14 protein-coding genes are annotated in these 22,947 nt (G+C 57.4%); 8 read left to right on the top strand and 6 right to left on the bottom strand.

The features are described 5' to 3' along the window. Positions 1 to 251 precede the first annotated feature (251 nt). Positions 252 to 4,700, top strand: a complete 4,449-nt coding sequence (locus AB1772_02500) for a hypothetical protein (protein MEW5795209.1) — start codon at positions 252 to 254, stop codon at positions 4,698 to 4,700. A gap of 123 nt (positions 4,701 to 4,823) precedes the next feature. Here AB1772_02500 and AB1772_02495 read toward each other — a convergent pair whose 3' ends face one another. The 6 genes from AB1772_02495 to iorA all read right to left on the bottom strand — a co-directional run bounded on the left by AB1772_02495 (position 4,824) and on the right by iorA (position 11,892). Continuing rightward, positions 4,824 to 5,705: a caspase family protein gene (locus AB1772_02495; GenBank protein ID MEW5795208.1), complete on the bottom strand. Its 882-nt coding sequence runs from the start codon at positions 5,703 to 5,705 to the stop codon at positions 4,824 to 4,826. Between the two features lie 666 nt (positions 5,706 to 6,371). Next, on the bottom strand, positions 6,372 to 7,307 hold the full coding sequence (locus AB1772_02490; GenBank protein MEW5795207.1) for a phosphate acyltransferase: 936 nt from the start codon (positions 7,305 to 7,307) through the stop codon (positions 6,372 to 6,374). Positions 7,308 to 7,310: 3 nt separating this feature from the next. Further along, entirely contained in the window at positions 7,311 to 8,225 is a 915-nt protein-coding gene (locus AB1772_02485; protein ID MEW5795206.1) for a phosphate acyltransferase, read from the bottom strand. Between the two features lie 201 nt (positions 8,226 to 8,426). Next, a complete protein-coding gene (gene buk, locus AB1772_02480) occupies positions 8,427 to 9,488 on the bottom strand; it encodes a butyrate kinase (protein ID MEW5795205.1) in 1,062 nt (353 codons plus the stop codon). An 8-nt stretch (positions 9,489 to 9,496) separates the two neighbouring features. Continuing rightward, positions 9,497 to 10,105 carry an indolepyruvate oxidoreductase subunit beta gene (locus tag AB1772_02475; GenBank protein ID MEW5795204.1) on the bottom strand — a complete coding sequence of 203 codons (609 nt, stop codon included), beginning with the start codon at positions 10,103 to 10,105 and terminating at the stop codon, positions 9,497 to 9,499. Between the two features lie 8 nt (positions 10,106 to 10,113). Continuing rightward, positions 10,114 to 11,892 (bottom strand): indolepyruvate ferredoxin oxidoreductase subunit alpha, encoded by a 1,779-nt coding sequence (gene iorA, locus AB1772_02470; protein MEW5795203.1) that lies wholly within the window; start codon positions 11,890 to 11,892, stop codon positions 10,114 to 10,116. Positions 11,893 to 12,076: 184 nt separating this feature from the next. Between iorA and hgcA the strand changes: the two genes are divergently transcribed. From hgcA to AB1772_02435, 7 genes are all read left to right on the top strand, one after another. Further along, positions 12,077 to 13,246: a mercury methylation corrinoid protein HgcA gene (gene hgcA / locus AB1772_02465; GenBank protein ID MEW5795202.1), complete on the top strand. Its 1,170-nt coding sequence runs from the start codon at positions 12,077 to 12,079 to the stop codon at positions 13,244 to 13,246. A 37-nt stretch (positions 13,247 to 13,283) separates the two neighbouring features. Beyond that, positions 13,284 to 13,583, top strand: coding sequence for a mercury methylation ferredoxin HgcB (gene hgcB / locus AB1772_02460; GenBank protein ID MEW5795201.1), 300 nt, complete (start codon positions 13,284 to 13,286; stop codon positions 13,581 to 13,583). A gap of 16 nt (positions 13,584 to 13,599) precedes the next feature. Next, positions 13,600 to 14,607 carry an NAD(P)-dependent oxidoreductase gene (locus tag AB1772_02455; GenBank protein ID MEW5795200.1) on the top strand — a complete coding sequence of 336 codons (1,008 nt, stop codon included), beginning with the start codon at positions 13,600 to 13,602 and terminating at the stop codon, positions 14,605 to 14,607. Positions 14,608 to 15,054: 447 nt separating this feature from the next. After that, positions 15,055 to 18,066 (top strand): TonB-dependent receptor, encoded by a 3,012-nt coding sequence (locus AB1772_02450; protein MEW5795199.1) that lies wholly within the window; start codon positions 15,055 to 15,057, stop codon positions 18,064 to 18,066. 21 nt (positions 18,067 to 18,087) lie between these two features. Next, on the top strand, positions 18,088 to 21,567 hold the full coding sequence (locus tag AB1772_02445) for a hypothetical protein (protein MEW5795198.1): 3,480 nt from the start codon (positions 18,088 to 18,090) through the stop codon (positions 21,565 to 21,567). 18 nt (positions 21,568 to 21,585) lie between these two features. After that, positions 21,586 to 22,578: a PorV/PorQ family protein gene (locus AB1772_02440; GenBank protein ID MEW5795197.1), complete on the top strand. Its 993-nt coding sequence runs from the start codon at positions 21,586 to 21,588 to the stop codon at positions 22,576 to 22,578. A gap of 147 nt (positions 22,579 to 22,725) precedes the next feature. After that, on the top strand, positions 22,726 to 22,947 hold a 222-nt coding region (locus tag AB1772_02435; protein MEW5795196.1), incomplete at its 3' end, for a sulfide/dihydroorotate dehydrogenase-like FAD/NAD-binding protein.

Genomic DNA, 22,947 nt, shown 5'->3' with positions numbered 1-22,947 from the left:
ATCCGAATTAACAATAAGTTATAGCGTCGTCGCCGGGCCGCACTACGCGCGGCCGCGCGACCGTCTGAAATATTTCTTGTAATATAGCCTAAATCGACCTAAATTATCCTTTACAAACGCATTTCAATACCGTATAGTCTGCATAAGAAGCACCAGAAAGCATCAATCGCGTCGTACGTAAGCTCTGAAAGAGATGTTGAGACCGCCTGCATTTGGTCTCGACCGGTAGTCCAATCCTATAGGAGGAGTGTATGCGTATTTGGTTTCCGTCATGGCCTCGCGCCATGTCGTACGCGGTATTATGTACCACGTTCCTGTGTCTCCTGGTTTTCTCGCCGGCCAATGGCTATGACTGCACGCCATGCTCGGCGCCCGACAACGGTACCGGCACGGTCGACTACCCGACATCCTGTGTGCACCGACCATGCTGTGGCCAGACCGCCAAGATCATCGACGGTCTACCGCCAGGAACGACCATCGAAATCCCCATCGAAATCATTGCCCTCAGCCTGACCTCGGTCAACCCGGGAGGAGTGCTTGGGGGAGAGGTTGCCCAGTTTGATGGCCTTATTAGGATGCCGATGACCGGCACTGGATCGCTAGCCGGGTATATGCGTGACGTGCAGATGTGGGCTGTGGGCGAGGTTCACAGCGCCCCGCGAATGCCCGGTGACCCCATTCAGCCTTTCGACACCGATTTACAGCGCCTACAGGGCCAACTTCCGCAAGGCGATCCGGACTTTGACCTGTTGCGAGTCACGGCCGGTACTGCGTTCGGCATGGGCAGCCCCGGACATGTGACCATCCTGAAAGCCGCCGGCAACGACTGGAATGTGGACAGCTTCTTTGACATCGAATACCGCATAGACTTCGTGGGTGCTCCCGGGGGTCCGCTTTCCGGCATGTCGGGTTCGACCACCGGCACGATTCGCGTCTATCAGGGCTGCCCAGGGTGGATGCCGGGACAGGATCACAAGATGGAGAATCCACCGCAGTTACCTGATGAGCGGGGCTGGGATGTATATGCCACCTACCCCGATGTGTTAGCCGACGACTGGATGTGCGGTGAAACCGGACCGGTGAAGGATATTCACTTCTGGGGTTCTTGGAGGTTTGGTCAGGCCGGACGGATAAGGGCTTTTCATGTGAAGATCTACTCCGATGTCCCGGCCGGTGTGGATGCTCCGTACAGCCACCCCGGTAACCTCCTCTGGGAACAGATTCTGAGCAAGTATGTGATGACTCCCATACGACCCGGTACCCTCGAAGGTTGGTTTAACCCGAGAGCGCCGTTTTTCGAATTTGATGACCATGATGAATACTGGCAATACGATCTGCTCCTGGAGCCAAGCCAGTGGTTTGATCAGGTAGCTGGAACCATCTATTGGTTGTGCATATCAGCGGAGTTGGAACCTGACCCCGTCTTATATGAATGGGGTTGGAAATCGTCCACCTGGCATTTCAACGACGATGCCGTGTTCATTCCACCAACTTCGGATGGAACCTGCGTGAGGCCGGACAACGGCGGTGGTACTACAACGGTCCCGGCCGATTGTGACTTCGGCAGCACCGATGTGATGAGGATCATAGACGGCTTGCCGCCGGGTTCGACGATTGAATGCCAGCCTACCCTCAGGGCGATAGGCGCGTCAGAATCTCCCGGTGGTACCCTTGGTGGCACACGGTCGCAGTGGCCCGCCATGATGGAGCTGCGGATGCAGGGGACGGGAGACCTGGCTGGGTTTGTGAGGCAGGTCTTCGTACAGACCCCCCAACCAGCGGTCAGTGACAACGGCCCACGTACTCCCGGGACATCTCCACAGAGTTTCCCGACAGAGATGGTTGAACTCCAGTTGACTCTCCCGCCCGGTGACCCCGATTTCGATCTTCTGCGGATAACTGCCGGAAGCGGATTTGGTATGCCAAGTCCCGGCCATACGACACTAACCCGGTTGCCCGACGGAAACTGGAACATAGATAGCTTCTTCGACATCGAATATCGCATCGACTTTGTAGGTGCTCCGGGCGGACCCTTAGCCGGAATGTCCGGTTCCACTACCGCTACGATACGTCTGCAGCAAGGCACCCCAGGTTCGCCAGTCCCATGGCGTGACCTTTATGAACCGCCTAACTTTACGCAATCGCTCGACCTTTCCTTTGTTATAACTGGCGGTTCTACGGTCACCGGCGCCTGCTGCGGTCCCAACGGCAATTGCTTCGTGACAACGGCCATCGATTGCGAGCAGCAGGGCGGCCTGTATCTGGGCGACGGCACTGTCTGCCTTGGCGACCTCGATGGCGACGGTGTCGACGACGCGTGCGGATCGGCACTTGTTCGCGGTGCCTGCTGCTTGCCGAATGGCACTTGTATGGTGACGCTCCAGTCCCTGTGTCAGGCCGCGGGCGGTCTCTATCTTGGCAATGGCTCTGTCTGTCTGGGTGACAGCGACGGTGACGGCTTCGATGACGCGTGCGAACAGCCGACCAAACGCGGCGCATGTTGCTGGTCTGACGGTACCTGCACGGTCGTGACTCAAGCGAAGTGCCTGACCGGCGGTGGTGTTTATCAGGGCGACGGTGTGCCGTGCCAGGGTGATCTCGACGGCAATGGTGTTGACGACGCTTGTGAGCGTCCCGACCCACCGTACAAGTGGGAGCAGTTGCCCGATGTTGAGTTCACCGGATTCGACGTGAACGCCACTAATATCCCGGGCGCGCCGCCGTACGTTCTCGCCGACGACTTCCTGTGTACGGTATCCGGTCCGATCAGGGAAATCCATGTGTTTGGATCGTGGTATCTCGATCGGCTCCCGTTCGGAGACCCCCGGAGGGTCAGGTTCATCCTGAGCATTCACGCCGATATTCCGGCGCAGCCGGGTTCTTATAGCCGTCCGGGCGAGCTGATCTGTCTCTTGCAGAACCTGCCGTTCACGGTGAAGGCTCATAAGACCGGCCTGAGAGAAGGCTGGATGACGCCGCCGTACCAGTGGACTCCGTGGCCGCAGGGAGATCAGGTATGCTGGGAGTACATCTTCCAGTTGCCGCCTGACCTCTGCTTCCAGGAAGGCACCCCGGCCAATCCCGTAGTGCTGTGGCTCGACGTACAGGCTTATCCCGATGAGCAGGGCACGCTGTTTGGCTGGAAGACTTCAGGAAGCCCGCACTTTAACGATGACGCTACCTGGGCGATCGGTATCGACCTCTCAGCCTCAACTCTCGATTGGCAGGAGCTGATCTACCCACCGAATCATCCGAGGGTCGGTGAGTCGATCGACCTCGCCTTCAGGATCATCGGAGGAGAAGGTCAACCTCAGTTCGGCGCTTGTTGCTGGCCGGACGGTTCGTGCACGATTGTCACGCAGTTTGACTGCGAGCACACCGCCACCGGTGTAACCGGAATCTACCAGGGTGACGGTTCCATGTGTCTGGGTGACAACAACGGTAATGGGGTTGATGACGCCTGTGAACCGGTGTCACCGACCGGCGCCTGCTGCTACATCGGACCTGCTGGACCGACCTGTGTTAACACCACTGAGTCCGATTGTATCCAGACGTACAACGGCACCTGGTATCCGGGCCAGAACTGCGCCACGTTTAACTGTCCGCAGCAGCAGCCTCAGGGAGCCTGCTGTTACGCCGACGCTGCCGGTGTGATGCACTGCATCAACACGACGCACAAAGCGTGTGTCAAGATCTACGGCGGCACCTGGTATCTTGGACAGAACTGTGCTACGTTCACCTGTCCGGATCCGCAGCCGCTCGGCGCCTGCTGTTATGGCGATCCGGCCAGTCCGTCGTGTGTCAACACCACTGAGGATCTGTGCAAACTGCAGTACAACGGTACCTGGTATGCCGGACAGAACTGCGCGACCTTCGATTGTCCGCCGCGTCCGAGACTGGGGGCATGCTGCTACCGCGATGCTGCCGGACCGGCCTGTGTGAATACCACCAAGGCGGCCTGCCGCAAGCTCTATGGCGGCACCTGGTACGCCGGTCAGGATTGCGCCACGTTCAACTGTCCGGACGACCCGCCGAGGGGCGCCTGTTGCTACGGCGATCCGGCGGCTCCGTCCTGCGTGAACACCACCCAGGCCGAATGCCAGGCCGTTTACGGCGGCACCTGGTATGCCGGTCAGGATTGCGCGACCTTCCAGTGTCCCGTCCCGCACGAGCTGGGGGCCTGCTGCTACCTGTCGGCTGACGGCACGCAGGGTTGTGCGACCACGAGTCAGCTTGACTGCCATTCCGTGTATGGCGGTACCTGGTACGCGGGCCAGAACTGCGCCACGTTCCAGTGTCCGACACCGGTGCCTACCGGCGCGTGCTGCTATGGTACGCCGCCGCAGTGCGCCAATACGACTGAGGAGGATTGCAAGGCTGCCTACGGCGGTACCTGGTACGCCGGTCAGGATTGCTCGACCTTCCAGTGTGCCGGCGGCAGTTGCTGCGTCCTGCGCGTGGGCGATGCTAACAACAGCGGTGACGACGAACCGACAATCGGCGACGTGACCGTAATGATCGATGCCAAGTTCATTACGGGAACTTGCGACGGGATCATCGTCTGTCTGCCTGAAGCGGATATCAACCAGTCCGGTGGTGCAAGCCCGACCTGTGATGACGTAACGATCGGTGACATTACCATACTGATCGATTATCTGTTCATTACCGGTCAGATGCTCGGACTTCCGAACTGCTTGTGACGTATAGATAGACACCTCAAACGGGCAGCCCGCCCTTGCTGGCGGGCTGCCTGAACCTGAAACCCCAAGAGAAAGACGCCTGTCAGAAGTGGCAGGCGTCTTCTTTTGTTGGAGATGCGGGAATCAGATGTCCATCTTGCCGTAATACTTGTCGGTATGTGCCGGGCTGACGCGCAGTTTGTAAAGCGCGGCCCAGGCTTTCATGCCGTCTTCCGCATAGGGAGCGATATCCTCGGCATAAGTGTAAATGCCGGCTCCCTCGAGGAAATAGTAGGTCCAAGCTCCGTTCTGCAGATCGGGGGCGTCGTAAGATAGCGTGCTGTTAGAAGCCGTAGCGATAAAGCTGCCGTCATTACCGTCAGATAGGAAATTCCCGATCTTACAGGCATCCAGCGTCACCAGTACCTTGGTGCAGTTCGCCGAGTTGATGATGCCCATCACGTAGGCGTGGGGAATGTAGTACAGGTCGGTGCTGATAATCGAGGAACCATCGGCGCCGTACTTGTTACCATGCCCGGAGTAGCAGAACGCTATTTCGTCCCCAGGCACGGCCTGTCCTGCCAACCAGTTTAGGCCATCGACAATCGCCTGCGCGGTAGCCGAGCGATCCACATCGATTCTGATCGTGAATCCCTCGCCCTGCAGATACGCCCGCATGTCATGAGCGTCGTCATCGCAGAACTGCAGATCGTTCGCCGTGCCCTCGTAATCGGAAATTCCGACTATGTAGGCGTACTTGTGCGGCGGGTTCGGGTTCGGATCATAGGTGGGACCCGGGTCGGGCGCAGGGGGTTTCGCGGCGACCAGCCTGAGCATTTCCTGGGTCGGCTTCAGAACATAAGCCTCGATCACTGCCTCGGGACGAGTGTCGACAAACTCAGGCCGCGGCACCAGCGCGAGCGAATGGAGATCGCTCTTGTCGGATACGGTCGGTGAGTCTTTGCTGCACCCGACTGCCAGCAGGAGTAGGAGCACTGCAAGCAATGGTAAGCGCAACCGCATCATACTGCCTCCTTATTCTGTGGGGTTTACCGATTGCGGTTTGTGACTCCATGGCACGGGAGTCACTCTTGTATGAGTGTTGAGGAATTCGTGCTGATGATGGGGATGCCGCGCGTCAAAACAGCGGCGAACGCAAAGCATGCGCCGTCGAGCCAATCTTGATCTGGTGATTACCCTGTCCAAATGGCCACCGTCGCATACCAATAATATCAATCATCGCCCGTTACGGCAACAAAAAACTCCATGTTGCGCGAGTTTAGCTCGAAAGATGACAATGCGAGTATTGGTTAAGCACGGATCAGAATAGCGGAGAGGTCTTGTCATGATTGTATATGGTGAGGCAGATCATGAGTGGATCAGTAACTCAAATCACCTGGGACAGCGTGGGTGTCCAGTCAGCTGACGGAGTGAAGGCGGTGGCCCATCCGCTTTCGGGTGGGGGGTTATTCGATCGCACGCAGTGTCGGGATGGAAAGCCTCTTGCCCAACATCGTCATGAGGGGCCCCGGTCATTGGGCCGGGATGGAAATCGCTTTTGCGTGATTAACGCTGTCGGGTTTCGCGCTCAATTGGAAAACGCGCGGAACCCGACCTACGTCCAGCCGACACTCCCATTGTTTCGCAGTATGTTTCTGACAAGTAACGACGATAACAAGAACGGCACGGCCTTCACGCCATCAGGCAGGCCAGCATGATTGAATTGTATCGCGCGTCGCCTGCCTCACAGGCGAAACTGATCGCCACCGGCACCAGGCCTCCCACGAGAACCCCACCTGTCTCACAGTTGCCGAACAGCGCCATCGCCTGATACACTCCCTGGGCGACATGCTTGGTCGACGCAAGTATGGCGTCCGCCTGCCCTGCAACGATTGAGTTCCTAATACCCTTTGATTCGGCAGCAAAGAAATCGACTGCAATGTCGAACGACAGCGGGCCATCTACCCGCAATCCCTTGATCTGACCCCGCTCATACATCTTAGCCAATACTGCGGCATCAGTAGTCGCAGGCATCTGAGGATGAATAGCCTCCACGGCGGTCACAACTGCTGTGCGCGGATCGGCGATTCCCAATGCTTTCGAGACCCTTGCCAGGTTTCCGAGCAAGCTGATCTTGTTCGCCAGATCGGGGCTGTCATGAACCAGGCCATCGGTCACGAGCATCAGTTTTGGATACCGCACCGGCATGAGTACGCCAACATGCGACAAAACGCTGCCGGCAGGACTGATGCCGCAGTCGGCACCGGTCAGCAAACCGACCATTCGATCCGGATCGATCCGGCCCTGAACTATGATGTCGATCTCTCCGGCGGCGGCCATTCTGGCGGCAGTTCTTACCGCCAAGTCGGGTTGATTGATGTCGATTATCTTCGTACGGGTTGCGTCGAGGTAATAGTTCGAGGCTGCTTGCAGGAACAGCCTCTCATCGCCGACGACAGTCGGGTCTATGAGCCCCTGTTGTACGGCCCGCGCGAGTGCAGGCAGTGTGTCGGCTTCATGAGGGGCGACTATCGCTGCGCGCGGTCTCTTTGTCGCACACTTCTGCGCAGCGAGTTCTCGGATAGCGTCGAATGAGTGTACCGCGGGGATGTCGATTCGGGTATCCATAGCTCAGCTTCGATTCCCTTCCGGCTCGGCGTAATACTCGGCGATCAGGCAAGCCAGCGCCAGCGACGCCAGTTTGTTCTTGACTGTATCAGTCCTTGACACCAACGATACCGGCACCTTCGCTCCCACAATTACACCGGCGAACACTGCGTCGGCGAAGTTGATCAGCGATTTCGCCACCACGTTGCATTCTTCGATTGAATCGACCACATAGACGTCGGTATCTCCGGCAACCGACCCGCCGCGACCGGCCTTGGTTTTCACCGACGAAGAGGTGGCGAGCTCGAAACTGAGGGGACCGTCGATGAGCATATTCGGCACTCTGCGTGCGGCGTCGCTAAGAAGCTGTTCGGTATTCACTACCGAAAGCGCCACCTTGACCGGAGAAAGCCCAAGCGCCCGGCCGACCAGCGCGGCGTTGTCGATAATCTGAATCTTCTGGTCGACAGTCGGTTTGACAATCATGCCACCGTCGGTGAAGTTAAGCAGCTTGTGATACCCGGGGATATCGAGCACCGCGCAATGGGAGAGAGTATTGGCGCCGCGAAGACCAAATTGTTTGTCGAGTACGACCTTCAGAATGGCCGAGGTGGGTAGAAAGCCCTTCATTATGATGTCGGCTTTCTTCTCAGCGGCCAACCGCACGGCAGCATGAGTGGCCCGCATGATATCGGGCTCGTGGACGACCGTAAGGTGCGTTAGATCACTGCGGTTTTCGCCCGCCAGCGAACGGATCTTTGGTTCGTCGCCGAATAGCGTCGCTTCGATGAATCCGTCGGCCTCAGCTTCGGCAAGCGCGCCAATTACGTCGGCGTCCTGCGCGGCGGCAACCGCTACGCGCTTGCGGCGACCGTGTGCAGCCAGGGCGACGGCGCGATCGATCAATTGATCGTAAGAAGTAACCGGTGCGGGTGTCATGGGTTGAACGGGCTTCTAATTGTGCGTGGTGAGGCCTGCCCCTGACCTTTTCGGGGTCCTCGTCGACCACGAGCCGGTGTTGTAGGCGTCAGGTCACCGTCTGAGCCAGCCCCTGAAACCGGGGGCTGGCTCGGACTCAAGACGTGACGCAAGTCCTCAAGCTGTAGGTCGGGACTTTTACGATCCCGACATGTTCTTTGCCTAATACTCCTTCAACTGCTCCTCGCCGCTCAAGTACCTGACTCCGGCGGCGGCAAGAGCTTCCATCTCGAACTCGCCCGGGGCGACAATCACGCGCTTCATCCAGCCGCAGTGCGCCGAGATTTTATCCGTAAGCCGTTTCGAGTGCGCCATCCCGCCGGTCAGAATGATCGCCTCGAACTCGCCCTTAAGCACTGTAGCTGCGGAAGCGATCTCTTTCGCGATCTGGTACGCCATCGCATCAAAGTACAACCGCGCGTCATCATTCCCGGCGGAAATCATATCCTCGACCTTGCGCAGATCCGCCTCGCCGAGATACGCCATCAGACCGGAGTTCTTCGAAAGCTTGTCGATCAGTTCTTTTTTCGTGTACCTCCCCGAAAAGCAAAGTTCCACCAATGCCCCGATAGGCAGCGCGCCGGCCCGGTCGGGCGAGAACGGCCCCATGCCCAGGAGTCCATCGTTTACGTCGATAATCAACCCCCTCTGAAGCGCCGCAACGGATATACCGCCCCCCATGTGTACGGTGACGAAACTGATATCCTCCAGTTTCTTTCCCAGCTTGGCGGCCTCGCGGCGAGAAACCTCTTTTATATTGAGAGCGTGCGACCGGCACTTGCGCTTGATCTCCGGAAGGCCACTGACTCGGGCGATCTCCGGGAAATTGTCTACCGTGATGGGATCCGATATGAGCGACAGCACGCCAAAGCGCTTGGCCAGGTGGTGGGCGATCAGCGGGCCGAGGTTCGAGGCATGATTGGAATACCGGGCCGTGCGGACATCGTCAATCATCTGATCGGTAATCTTGTAAGAGCCGCCATCGAGCGGCCTAAGCGGCGCGCCCCGGCCAACCACCGCCTTGATTCCACCGGTCTTGAGATTGAGCGACTCAATCCACTTGTCGATTCCCTGCATGCGGTACTCGAACTGATCGGCCACGTTGTCGAAACGGGCCAGCTCTTTCGCGTCGTGCCGGACGACATCCTCCCTGATCTTGTTGTTCCCGTCGAACAGAGCCGTCTTGGTGGATGTAGACCCTGGGTTTATGATTAGGAGATACATTGACATGGTCATCCGGCCAGGCCGGCAGTCTCCAGTGTGATTTGACGTCCGCGTTCGAAGGCGGCCAGGTTGATATCCACGAACTTGGCCTTAACCCGATTCCGTATCGCCTCGCTCCACTGCAACTCGGAGAACGGCAAGTTATTCGATAACACACCCAGCAAGATGGTGTTCACCAGGCGCGGATCCCCCAACTCGCGCGCGATACTCTCCGAGTCTACCGGGATGACTCGCACCGGTTTCTTTTGCAGATCGGCGATGGCATCGTCCGGATAGCGGTACTCCTTGGACGATGTCACGATGGCTGGCACCAGGCGGGTGCGGGCGGCAATCGCCACGCCTTCGGGGTGGAGCCAATCGACCGCCCGAAGCGCCTCGGCCTGCTCGAACGATATCAGTACATCAGCGCGACCTTTGAAAATCACCGGTGAATAAACCGTGGGGGCGATTTTCACGTGCGATGACACCACTCCGCCGCGCTGCGACATGCCGTGCACCTCGGACTTCTTGACGTCGAGTCCGGCGCCCATGGCAACTTCCGAGATAATCTCCGACGCCAGCAGTACCCCCTGTCCGCCGACACCGACTATCAGTATGTCGAACCTGGTGTTGGTCATGCCGTCACCTACACTTGCACGAACTGGCTCTTAAGGACGATCGCCTCCGGCTTGCAGATCTGGGCGCACAAGGTGCAGCCGGTGCAGATGGTCGGATCAATCTCCGCTTTCGGCTTGCCGCGTTCATTGGTCACTTTCGAGGCCGATATCGCCGGACAGGAGATGCGGAAGCAGGCCGAGCAGCCATTGCACAGATCGAGATCCACCACGTACGGCTCATCCATGATCCGCTGCGGCATGAGCACACAGGGACGGTCCGCGACTATTACTGAAGGCCCCGGTGTGGCGATCTCCTCTTTGATGGCGGCGAGCGACGCCTCGTAATCGTAGGGATCGATCCGCCGGAAGTTCCGTATGCCGATGCCCCGGCAGAGAGCCTCGAAATCGATGACCGTGGCGTCATCGCCCATGAGCGTTTTGCCGGTGGACGGGTGCTGCTGTCCGCCGGTCATGGCGGTGGCGCGATTGTCCAGAATCATCACGGTCACGTTGCTGTTGTTGTATACGGCGTCCACGAGGCCGGTAATCCCTGAGTGGAAAAAAGTCGAATCACCGATCACTGCGACGACACCTTTTTCGGCGCCGTTAACTTTCTCCATGCCGATGGCGTTGCCGATCGACGCTCCCATGCATATGCATGTGTCCAGCGCATCGAGCGGCTTGAGCACACCCAGGGTATAGCAGCCGATGTCTCCGGTGACCGCAACCTTGAGTTTCTTCAGCGCCATGAATGCGCCGCGATGCGGGCAGCCGGGGCAGAGCACCGGCGGGCGGGGGAAGAGCGGTTCGGTGTCCATGAGCGAGTCTGGACTCGATACGATCAAGCCGGCCTCGGCGAGGCCTCGGGCCACCCGAGCGGGGGAAAGCTCACCGATCACGCCGAAGTACTTCTTTCCCTCGACCGAAATGCCGGCGGCCTTTATCTGCTCTTCATAGAACGGCTCCAGCTCTTCGATCACGATCACTCGCTTGTGCTTCTTCGCAAACTCGGCGATACGGGTTAGCGGAAGCGGATTACCGAACCCGATTTTGAAATAGTCAAAGTCGGGCGCAACTTCTTTCGCGTACTGATAGGCGATTCCGCCCGTGATGATGCCGATATCCGAGCCGTTGTTTTCGATCCGGTTGAGCGGCGAATTCTCCGCGTATTCGCGCAGTTTCTCCAGTCGCTCCTCCACCACCGCATGCCTACCTCGGGCATGGCCGGGGATCATCACATACTTCGCCGGATCTTTGACGAACTTCCGCTCACGCGGCTTGAGCGGCTCTCCCAATTCGACAATCCCCTTGGAATGTGAGATTCGCGTGGTCATGTGCAGCATAACCGGCGTGTCGCACTGCTCAGAGATTTCGAACGCCGCGAGCAGCATGTCCTTGCTTTCCTGGCTGTCCGACGGGTCGAGAAACGGGGTCTTGGCGAACCGGGCGAGGATGCGATTGTCCTGCTCGTTCTGTGAGGAGTGCATTTCCGGATCGTCCGCGGAGACTACCACAAATCCGCCGCCTACGCCGGTGTATGAAAACGTCATATACGGGTCGGCGGCGACATTCAACCCCACGTGCTTCATAGTGCACAGTGCGCGGGCCCCGCCGATCGATGCACCGATCGCCACCTCGAACGCGACTTTTTCGTTGGGGGACCACTGAGAGTAGACTGACGGGAACCGCTCGGCGAGGGTTTCGAGAATCTCAGTCGATGGGGTGCCGGGATACCCCGACGCCAGCCTGACACCGGCCTCAAAAGCTCCCCGCGCGACTGCCTCGTTGCCTGACAGGAGTTCTTTCATATTGCGCAGCAATCTGTTAGTCGGCTCATTGGGCCGGGGGCCGGTTGTCCGCATGGTTTCGCCATGTGGATAGGAATTAACAAGCGAGGGCGCGCGCCCGCAATGGAATTTTGGCGAGGCACAAAACGACGGTATTCCGAACGTGGTCCATTTAGTTTCGGTATGCGTGGATGTACGTTATAATGTGCTTGTGGAGTTATCGAGGAACAATCGCCGCGCCTCCAGCCAAAGCGACCTGGGTTCATCGCGGATCGTGTTGCCTGCTGAAGCCTGCTGTGGCGACGTGCCTTCATCGACAGGTCATTATCTCGACATCACAGAAGACTACATAGGGAAAGTCCCCACCCCTGTCGGCGATATCCCCCGGATCGCTACATCAATAACCTGGCGGGATCGGCTGGAGCATTGGCGGGTACGGTGGAATCTCGGACGAATGCGGTACGCTATCGCCCCCGGCCTTTATGCGGTGGGAAATCCTACAGGTGAATCTCCGGTTTTCGTCTCGGCCAACTTCAAAATGAGCTTTGATCGTTTGCGCGGTGCGCTGAGCGGCCGCGATGGCTGGATCATGGTTCTCGATACCAAAGGCATCAATGTCTGGTGTGCGGCAGGCAAGGGGACGTTTGGAACCGCGGAGATTGTCAGCCGAGTTGCGGCCGCCCGTCTGGCCGAGGTGGTGTCGCATCGAAGCCTGATCCTGCCGCAGCTTGGCGCCCCCGGGGTGAAGGCCCACGAGGTTAAGCGGCTGACCGGGTTTACGGTTCACTACGGACCAATAAGGGCCGGAGATCTTCCGGCTTACTTGGATTCAGGCATGAAAGCGACCCCGGAAATGCGGCTGGTCCGGTTCCGGCTTCGCGACCGTCTCGCGCTCGTTCCGGTCGAACTAATCAGTTGGGGTAAGTGGGTGATACCGATCGCGGCTGTGCTGGCGATCGTGTCCGGTTTCGGAGACGGCGGGTATTCGCTGGATCGGGCGGCATCGGTTGGGCTGTTGGTCTCGGCAGTCTTGATAATGGGTCTGGCGAGCGGGTCGATCCTCACCCCGGCGCTCCTTCCGTGGTTGCCGGGTCGTGCGTTCGCTGCAAAGGGCGCCTGGGCGGGTGTCCTCGTTTTGGCCTCGGTAAGTGCGGCGTTGTTCTCTTCCCTCGGTTCAACACTTGACTGGGCCGATGTCACGGCCGCTTATATGCTGGCCCTGGCCGTTGCCAGTTTCACTGCGATGAACTTCACCGGGGCCTCGACCTATACGTCGCCTTCCGGCGTGCGAAAAGAGATGCGCGTTGCGGTTCCAATTCAGATTGCGGCGGCCGCTGTCGGATTGATGTTCTGGATCGAGGGGAGGATTGTGTGATCGCCCGCCATCCGCACGGCCCCCTGGGGGAGATATAATGGTCGGTCTGAGATACCTAAGTAACGTCGTCTCGCTCGAGCTGGACCGCTCAAAATGCAACGGCTGCCGGAAGTGTGTCGAGGTTTGCCCGCACGCGGTGTACGTTATAGAGGAAAAGCGAGCGATTATCGTAGATCGCGACGCCTGTATGGAGTGCGGGGCGTGCGCCCAGAACTGCGAACCGGGGGCGATCACGGTGCGAAGCGGGGTCGGCTGCGCGGCGGCATTTATCTACAGCGCCCTCACAGGAACAGAGCCTTGTTGCGGCGACTCCGGATCGCCCACTTGCTGCGGATAGACGGAGCAATTGATAAATGATCGGGCAGGAACACAGGCACGTGCTGGTGGTAGGCGGGGCGGGGTATATCGGTTCGGTTCTTTGCGGGGTTCTGCTCGATCGGGGCTGGCGGGTGCGCGTGCTCGACGCGCTCCTTTACGATAACTCCTCGGCTCTGGATCATCTGGCCGGACATTCTATGTTTTCGCTTATAAAAGGCGATCTCCGTGTCCGTAGCGACACCCAAGGGGCGATGGAGGAGATCACGGACGTTGTCCTTCTGGCTGCGCTGGTGGGAGACCCGATTTGCCGAAAGTACCCGGATCTGGCGCGGCAGATCAATGAGACAGGCACGCTCGAGTTCATTGACAGTCTGGGCGAGTATTCGATCAAACGGCTGGTGTTCATGTCGACCTGCAGTAACTACGGACTTCGTACCGACGACCAAGCTGCTACCGAAGAAAGTGAACTGAACCCCAAATCGCTCTATGCTGAGACCAAAGTCAAGGTGGAACGGTATCTGCTCAGTCCTGCGAACAGGTTTAATCTCAGCGTGACCGTGCTTCGGGCGGCCACCGCTTACGGGATCTCTCCCCGGATGCGTTTTGACCTGACGGTCAACGAGTTCACGCGTGAGTTGGCCCTGGGGCGAGAGCTGCTCGTTTACGATTCCGACACCTGGCGGCCGTACTGCCATGTGACTGACATCGCAGAAATCATCACGCAAGTCCTGGCAGCCGACAGCGACAGGGTGCGGGGTCAGGTATTCAATGTTGGCAGCACTCCCGAGAATTACACCAAAAAGATGTTGGTGGACCTACTTTTGGAACATTTTCCGACCGGAAAAGTCCGGTATCAATCCGGAACAGTGGATCCCCGGAACTATCGCGTGTCTTTTGAGAAGCTCCGAACTGTTCTGGGTGTGGAGCCGGGGCGGCGTGTCCGCGACTCCGTGCCGGAACTGATCAGGCAGATACGCGAGGGTCGATTCGCATCGATCGATGGCGTTGCTGGCAGTTACGGCAACTACTCACTCCACCGATAGCGAGTCGAATCCTATATCACACAATCAGTTAGCGGGACGACTTGGGGTGGGCAGACTGCCTGCGTCGGAGGGCGTGTGGCGAACGCGCCGGGAATATCCCCGAGGGTCGCACAGTGGCCAAATGGAACAGAGCGGGGTCACACAGTTGTTTGTAATACATAGGGGGGCACAGGGATTTACAGCGAACGCATAGTATGAAGAAATAGGGTGTGTAGAATTCATGCTAACATCCGATATATGTTTGTGTTACGCCTCTTTTTTTATTGACAGTGGGGCATTAAAACCGGTCATAAGAGGTGGTATTACATAGGACGGAGGTGCTTGGACTGCACCTGAATGATGTCAAGGAGAGGACGCATGCCTTTTGATATCGCTCGCGGCCATTCTGGCCTATTCGCTAACAATTCAAATAAACATACCAGCATCATTGCGAGAAGGAGTATTGGTATGAAACCAAAAGCATTGCTGGCTGCGTTGGTGCTATTCTGTGTTGGGGCCACGGTTGTGTGGGGCGCCACCACGGGCGCCATCAGCGGCGTCATCACCGATGCCCAGACCGGTGAGCCCGTTGTTGGGGTGACGGTCATGGTCATGGGCACCAACCTGGGAGCATCCACGGATGTGGACGGCCGCTACACGGTTATCAACGTGCCGGTCGGTACCTACACCCTGCAAATGAGCTCGGTGGGGTATGCCACGGTGGAAGTCTCCAACGTCTCGGTATCGGTCGATCTGACCACCTACCAGTCGCAGACCATGAGCTCCCAGGCTACCGACATCGGTAAGACCATTCAGGTCGTCGCGGAGAGAAAACTGGTGATCGAGGACAAGACCACCTCGGTCAACATCGTCACCCGCGAAGAACTGCTGGCCTTGCCTACACGAGGTTTCGAGCAGGTGGTCGGTATCCAGAACAGCGTCGTGCGCATGAATTCCAACGTGGATACCCGCCAGCGCGGTGCTCGCCCAGCTTTGGCGACCGCGCCGGAAATTAACCTGCGCGGCGGTCGGCCCTCGGAAGTGGCCTACTATGTCGACGGCTTCTCCCAGCAGGATCCGCTGACCGGCCTGTCCACCGCCAACATCAACAACAACGCCATCAAAGAAGTGTCGGTGACCTCCGGGGCGTTCTCGGCTGAGTACGGCCACGTGGCCTCCGGTATCGTGAACGTCACGACCAACTCGGGAACCGACAAGTACCACGGCAATGTCGAGGCCGTCAGCGACAACATCGCGGGCGAGCTCGGCTACGACGCCTTCGATCAGAACTGGTACTCGGCCGACTTTTCGGGGCCGATCCCCGGCATGGAGAACGCTTACTTCTTCCTCTCCGGTGAGCGTCGCTACCTGGGTGACCGGCAGCCGTCGAGCAAGACCGGCGACATCTTCACCCGGTTCCATCTGGACAAGTACTTTGACCAGCCCTGGCAGAAGCCGTCGAACAGCCTGAAAGGTTGGTCTTACCAGGGCAAGCTGGATTTCGACATCTCGCCGACTTTCAAACTGGCCCTCAGCGGCAACGGCTCGATCGACATCTGGCAGCGGTATATCCACAACTACATGAACCCGGACTTCCCGCAGCAGGTGAAGTACTCACCCTGGTACGATGATCGCAACCTGGGTTTGAACGCCAAGATCACCCACACGCTGAGCAGCAAGACGTTCTACAACCTGAGCGCGACGTATTTCCAGGTTACTCGGAAATATGGCGACGGAGTTCTTCAGGACGATTTCTACTTCCAGCAACGCCCCAATATTGACACGACGTTTGATGTCGACAGTAATATCGTGTCTATTGATACTACAATAATGACAAGGTATCAGCGGGAATTCGCCAATCCGGAGCAAGACCCATTTCAGTTGTTCCAGGAGGGGATTCCAACCTACGCCAGTGACATTTACGACTCCGTCGAGGTCGGCTCACCGGAAGACGTGGTAGTTGCTTACACGCCCTCGTTCTTTGATCAGTATGAAGATCGGCGCTCGTCGTACATCGGCACCAAAGGAATGCTGACCCATCAGTTCAGTACCGGTAATACCGTGGTAGCGGGATTCGACTTCCAATACCATACACTCCGGTTCTTCCAGGATCTCGTGCCCACTTCCGTACGAGGTTATGACAATCGAAACGTGAACCACTACGGCTTCGACACGACGGGCAACGTGGCCGATCCTGCCGGTGATTACAACAATACAAAACACCCGATAAACCTCGGCATATTCCTGCAAGATCGTCTCGAATATCGCGGTTTGATCGTGCAGGCGGGACTTAGGTTTGACTTTTTCGATTACAACGCCAAGCGTTTCCGGGACATTCACTCTCCGTTCAATCCTGCCGGTAGCGACCCGGATTCCGCGGGTGTGCTTGACCCATCGGATTTGGAAGACTCCAAGAAATTCACGCGCCTGTCGCCGCGTTTGGGCATCTCCTTCCCGATCAGCGACCGCACCCAGATGCACGTGAACTACGGTATCTTCTACCAGAGGCCGGATCTGACCAATCTGTACGCGGGTCTGAACTTCACGGGAGAACGCATCGGCGCGGGCTCTTACTATCCGCACCCCTCTCCCAACCTGGAGCCGGAGACGATCACTCAGTACGAAGTTGGCATGACTCACCAGTTGGGTGAAAACACAGCCTTTGATTTCACGGCCTATTTCAAGGACGTGAAAGATCTTACCCAGATCTTTCACGTGACTCCCGCCGATCCCTACGTCTACGATGTCTACGGCAACGTCGACTACGGCACTATCAAAGGCATGGATTTCAGCCTTATGATGCGGCGCACCCGCAACATCAGCATGAACCTGAAGTACTCGCTTAGTTATGCGTCCGGCACCGGTTCATACAGCCAGTCCCGGTACAACATTGCGTGGAAGAACCCGGATGGCGTCCCCATGCGGACCAACCCACTTGATTATGATCAGCGACACAGCATAATCGGGATTTTCGACGTCCGTACAATGTCGGGACAGGGACCGCGGTTCGGTGATACGTATCCATTGGAGAACACTGGGCTGAATGTCATAGCCCAGGCGGCGAGCGGATTACCGTATACGCCGATGTTGCCGTACGACGCGGTGGCCATCAAGTCCGTTCAGCAGAACCCGACCGGACCGATCAATTCGGCCCATCTGCCCTGGACATTTTCCATTGACTTGAAACTGGAACGCACGTTCAAGTTTGGCGGCTACCAAATGGTTCCCTATCTCTGGATCAAGAACCTGTTGGATTACGAGAACGTGATCGCCGTATACGAGGGGACAGGCGAACCGCATACCACCGGTTACCTGGAGACCCAGGAAGGTCAGCTCAGGTCTTCCGATGCTAACATGAACGAACATACTGGCCAGACTGCTGGTGAGACGTTCCGGGATCGATATGACTTGCTTCAGAACAACCCGACCAACTGGCTGAATCCACGGATGATCATGCTTGGCGTCCGGATGTCGTTCTAAGGGAAAGTGAGGATAGTTGATATGAAATTCAAACTTCTGGCAGGCCTGATGGTACTGTTGATCGGGCTGCCCATAATGGCCGCTCCGCCGACAGGAAAGTCGGCTCGTCCCTCGGCCCTGACTGTCGACAACACGACGTACATCGATGCGAACAACATTCTAATGTTCGTCACCAATCACGGCAACTTTGGGCGTGATTTGGGAGGTGTTTTCGGCAATGACTATGGTACCTACTGGCCGTTCACCACCGTTGAAGCCATAGACAACGGCAGCAACACTACATCGCCCTATTATGCGGGTGGTCTATGGGTAGGTGCTGTCGATTCCGCGACAAATGATACGCTGGTGGTGGTTTCCGAGTACAGCTCCGAATACGTGCCGGGGCCGTCGCTTGGTGGCACGTTCCAGACTGATCGCCCGGAATTCAAGGTGTACAAGGCTTATAAGGACAGCCTGATTGAGATCGTAACAGCTGAGAGTACGTACTACAGATCGGACTACCTTGCAAGCCTGGCCTGGCCGATTGACCAGGGGGCGCCATGGATGGTTGATACGACGTACTATTTTGATACGTCGGTAAATCCGCCTGATGTGACCATTAGATCAATTGATACGCTCCCTAAGTTCTTCGGTGATCAGGTCTGTTGGTCGGTATTCAATGACTTTGATCCTGCCCAGCATAACAACGACAACGGCGAGACCGCGCCTCTGGGGCTTGAGATCAAGCAGGCCGTTTTTGGTTTTGATCGTGAAGATCCACTGGGCGACGTGGTCTTCGTTCAACTTCAGATTTACAATAAGGGCACCAAGACTCTCGAGCAGTGCTTCTTCTCGATCTGGTCTGACCCGGATTTGGGCGGCGCTGGTGATGATCTTGTAGGCACCGACGTCGACCTTGACCTCGCCTTTACCTACAATGCTGATAATAGTGACCAAGATTACGGATCAGTTCCGCCTTCCATAGGTCTCGACTTTTTCCAGGGACCGTTGGAGTTTACCGGCAACCCGGACGACTCCGCCAAGATGTGGGGCGAGTGGTGGTACGGGTACGTGAATCTCGGTTTGTTCTCATTCAACAAGTACATCAACGGTACCGATCCGGACAACTATGTTGAGACCTACCAGTACATGCTGGGTCTTGACGCGAAGAACAATGGCGCGCCTTTTACAAATCCTGTGACCGGAGAGGTGACGCGATTTGTGATGTCGGGGGACCCGGTGCGAGCCAACCCCCTCCTCGACTGGCTGGATATCGCTCCCGATGACCGTCGTCACATGCAGACGACCGGGCCGGTCGTCTTCCGCCCCGGAGACAGCACCGAAATCCTCTGCGCTATTGTTGTAGGCAAAGGTGGCGATCGGAAGTCCTCGATTTCGGTTATGAGGTACAACGATAGGTTCGCTCAGAGCGCCTACGATGCGGACTTCGATCTGTTGGATCCGCCAGCACCTCCGGTCGTCAAAGTGGCGGAACTCGATGGCCAGTTGACGCTCACCTGGACCGATGCTTCCGAGGTCACTCCGGGCGACTTTCCGTTCGAAGGCTATACGGTCTACCAGGGAGAGTCTGCATCCGGTCCGTGGACGCGCATTGCCAACTTTGACCTCATAAACGGCGATGCCCAGATTCAGGACGAAGTGCTTGATCCTCTAACAGGCGCACTGGAAGTGAGAGCTGTCAAGTTCGGAACTGACAGTGGCATACGCCGGTATTTCGTCGTTGATCAGGACTACCTGACCGGACTGCCGCTTTTCAACCTTACAGAGTACTTCTTTAAGGTGGAAGCTTACTCATTCAAACCTGACGCCACCCCGAGAACCCTGACCTCGTCCAATCGCGACCCGATAATCCTGGTTCCTCAGGAAGAAGTGGCCGATGAGACGTGGCAGGGTGAAGTCGGCAGTACGGTTGAGGTTAAGCATACCGGTGCATCAGGTGGAGTAGTCACCGTCGAGATTCTGGATCCCTCGATTCTGAATGGCCACGACTACAGCGTGACGTTCCACTACTTCCCGCCCGATACGACTGTGTCTGTCCATCAGGAACTTGACAGCGTGACATACGACACGCTCACAGACACCTGTGCTTTCGAACTTCAAGGTGACACCCTGTGGGTAGCTATCCTGTGTGTGGACACTACCGAGTATTACGGCGAACCGGTGTACGATACTACGATTGATTCTGCAATGTACTGGAACCTAAATGATGTTACGGCGGGAACAGTTGTTCTGAGTGAACAGACCAACCAAACCGGCGATGACGACTACCGCGTTGCCGACGGTTTTCTGGTACGCGTTTCCGGTCCGCCACCTGACGCGGTTTTCGCGTCGTTCCAGGTTGTTGCTAACGGAGCCGGACCCTTGGATCCTCCCGAGGCCGGGGCCGCGTGGTTCGGCGACTTCCCTGTTCCCACTATTCTCGATCCTGATGGCTATCCCACCGATAACCAGCAGGTTGGTGACGGTCTATGGTTCTTTCACACCGGTGATAATGGTGGAACTAATGGGGGCGGCAACAGAGGGTCCTATGACGCGTTCCTTTCACGCACATTTCGTGATGACCCGGGCCGGTTCGCCCGTCTCGATGCCTACGATTGGGAGATGCGCTTCACCGGCTCAAATGCTAACCCGGGTGTAAACGGAAGTTATGGCTGGGAAGCTTTTGATGATAGTCGGTCCTATTGGGTGCCGTTCGAAATCTGGCGGATCGGTGTGTCTACACCGAACGATCCGTCTGACGACGTGAGACTGATTCCGTGGGTGTTGGGTGATCCGGCCGCCGTGGGAGATGGAAATGACATCTATGACATGTCCCAGTACGGCTCTGCCGCAGACGGTAATTGCGGTGGTGGCTGCGAACATTCGGTCTCGGGCGGCGATAACGACCCATACACAGATTGGGTGTACTGGAGGTTGCCTGAGGACAACAGTCCGGGTGAAGCAGGTTACAACGCCTTTGAAGCGGCCATGCTATCCGATCCGTTCAGTTGGCCGGGGAACGAACTGCCGGTGATGGATCGGACGGTTTTGGTCAACTGGAACGGCGGGATAACACCACCGTTCAACCAGGACCTGCCTGAGCAAGGGACGGTCTTCCGTCTAATCACCGAGAAACCCAACTCAGTCTCCGACGTGTTCACGTTCACCGTGCCTTCACCGACACCGGTTACACCGAGCGAGGACGCCCTGGCCAGAATCAAAGCCGTTCCGAACCCGTTCTATCTGTACGGGCCGTACGACCAGGCAGTCGGGAACTACGAAATCAAGTTCCACCATCTTCCGCGCAAGTGTACAATCAGCATCTTCAACCTGGCTGGGGATTTCATCAGTCGGATTGAAAAGGATGACGATTCGCCAATTGCCAGTTGGAATCTCCAAACTGATAACCGGATACCGGTTGCTTCCGGCATCTACATTTACGTGGTGGAGGCGCCCGGTTTCGGCCAGAAGGTCGGCAAGATGGCGGTCTTCTACGAACAAGAAATATTGACCATCTTTTAGGGCAAGGAGATGACTAACATGAAACCCAGAATTGTACTTTCAATGGCGGTTCTCCTCGCCTTGTGCATAAGCACGGCTTTCGCGGGGAACGCCGACCGAATCGGCAGCGCGGGTGCACAGGAGCTTCGGATTCCGTACGGCTCGCGCGGCACCGCCATGGGCGGTGCTGTGGTGGCCAATACGTCGGGCATCGAATCGATGTTTTGGAATCCGGCCGGACTGGCCACGCTCGAAGGTACGGAAGCGATGTTCTCGTACCTGCCGTATATCGCCGACATTGATCAAAACTTCGTCGGTATCGCGACCCATATTGAGGATTTCGGCACTATCGGTGCGGGAGTCAAGATAATGTCGATTGGCGATATCGAGGAAACGACCCAGGAAGCGCCGGACGGTACCGGGCGCATCTTCAGCCCGTCGCTGGCCGTGATTAACCTGACTTACGCCAGAATACTCACGGCTAACGTTTCCTTCGGGGCGACAGCAATGTTCATCAATGAACAGATCCACGAGGTCCGGGCAAGCGGCCTGGCGTTTGATGTTGGATTTCTCTACAATCCCGGCTGGCATGGCGTGCGCCTGGGCCTGGCTATGAAGAACTATGGCGCCGAGATGCAGTTCCAGGGCCGCGGTTTCGAGGTCCCGCTGGAGCCGCGTCGTCCTGGAAGCGCCAACGCCGCGTCGTTTGACCTGCCGGCGAGCATCAATATCGGCATGGCCTACGATTTCATCGACAACGGCGATAACCTCGCCACGCTGACCGGGAATTTCGCGGCCAACACTTATTCGAATGACGTCATCCAGGGCGGTTTCGAATACGGCTACAAGGGGCTGTATTTCATTCGCGGCGGGTACAACTACTCGCAGCAGGATGAGTGGATTCACGGTGCCACGCTGGGCGGCGGATTGACCCTCGAGATGGGCGAGACCCGGATGACTTTCGAGTACGCCTGGAACGAGACGGAGTTTTTCGATGACAACCAGTTCTTCAGTGTCAGCATTGGGTTCTAACTGCTGATCGGAGATCTGATTGACAAATCGGCCGGGCGCCCTGACAGGCGCCCGGCTTCTTTACGCCACTGAGTCCGCGGGAATGCCTTGACAGACAAAAGTTGTCCGCTATTTTGGGCGGGTGATTTGGGTTAAGCTGGAGGTTCCATGCCCCGTGTAGTAGACAACCAGCCGTTGAGCGACCTCATCTGGAAGATGCGTGTCGAGGTTCCGCGGCTGGTGGCCAAGGCCAAAGCCGGCCAGTTTGTCATAATCCGTGTCAACGACCGCGGCGAGCGGGTGCCGATGTCAATTGCCGGCCTCGACCGTCAGAACGGCCTGCTAACGATTGTCTATCAAGTAGTTGGCAAGACCAGCGCACTGATGACT

It is taken from the genome of Candidatus Zixiibacteriota bacterium (assembly GCA_040752815.1).
Lineage (GTDB): Bacteria > Zixibacteria > MSB-5A5 > GN15 > FEB-12 > JAGGTI01.
The sequence above is the reverse complement of the archived record's forward strand: the minus strand, read 5'-3'. Positions and strand labels throughout refer to the sequence as shown.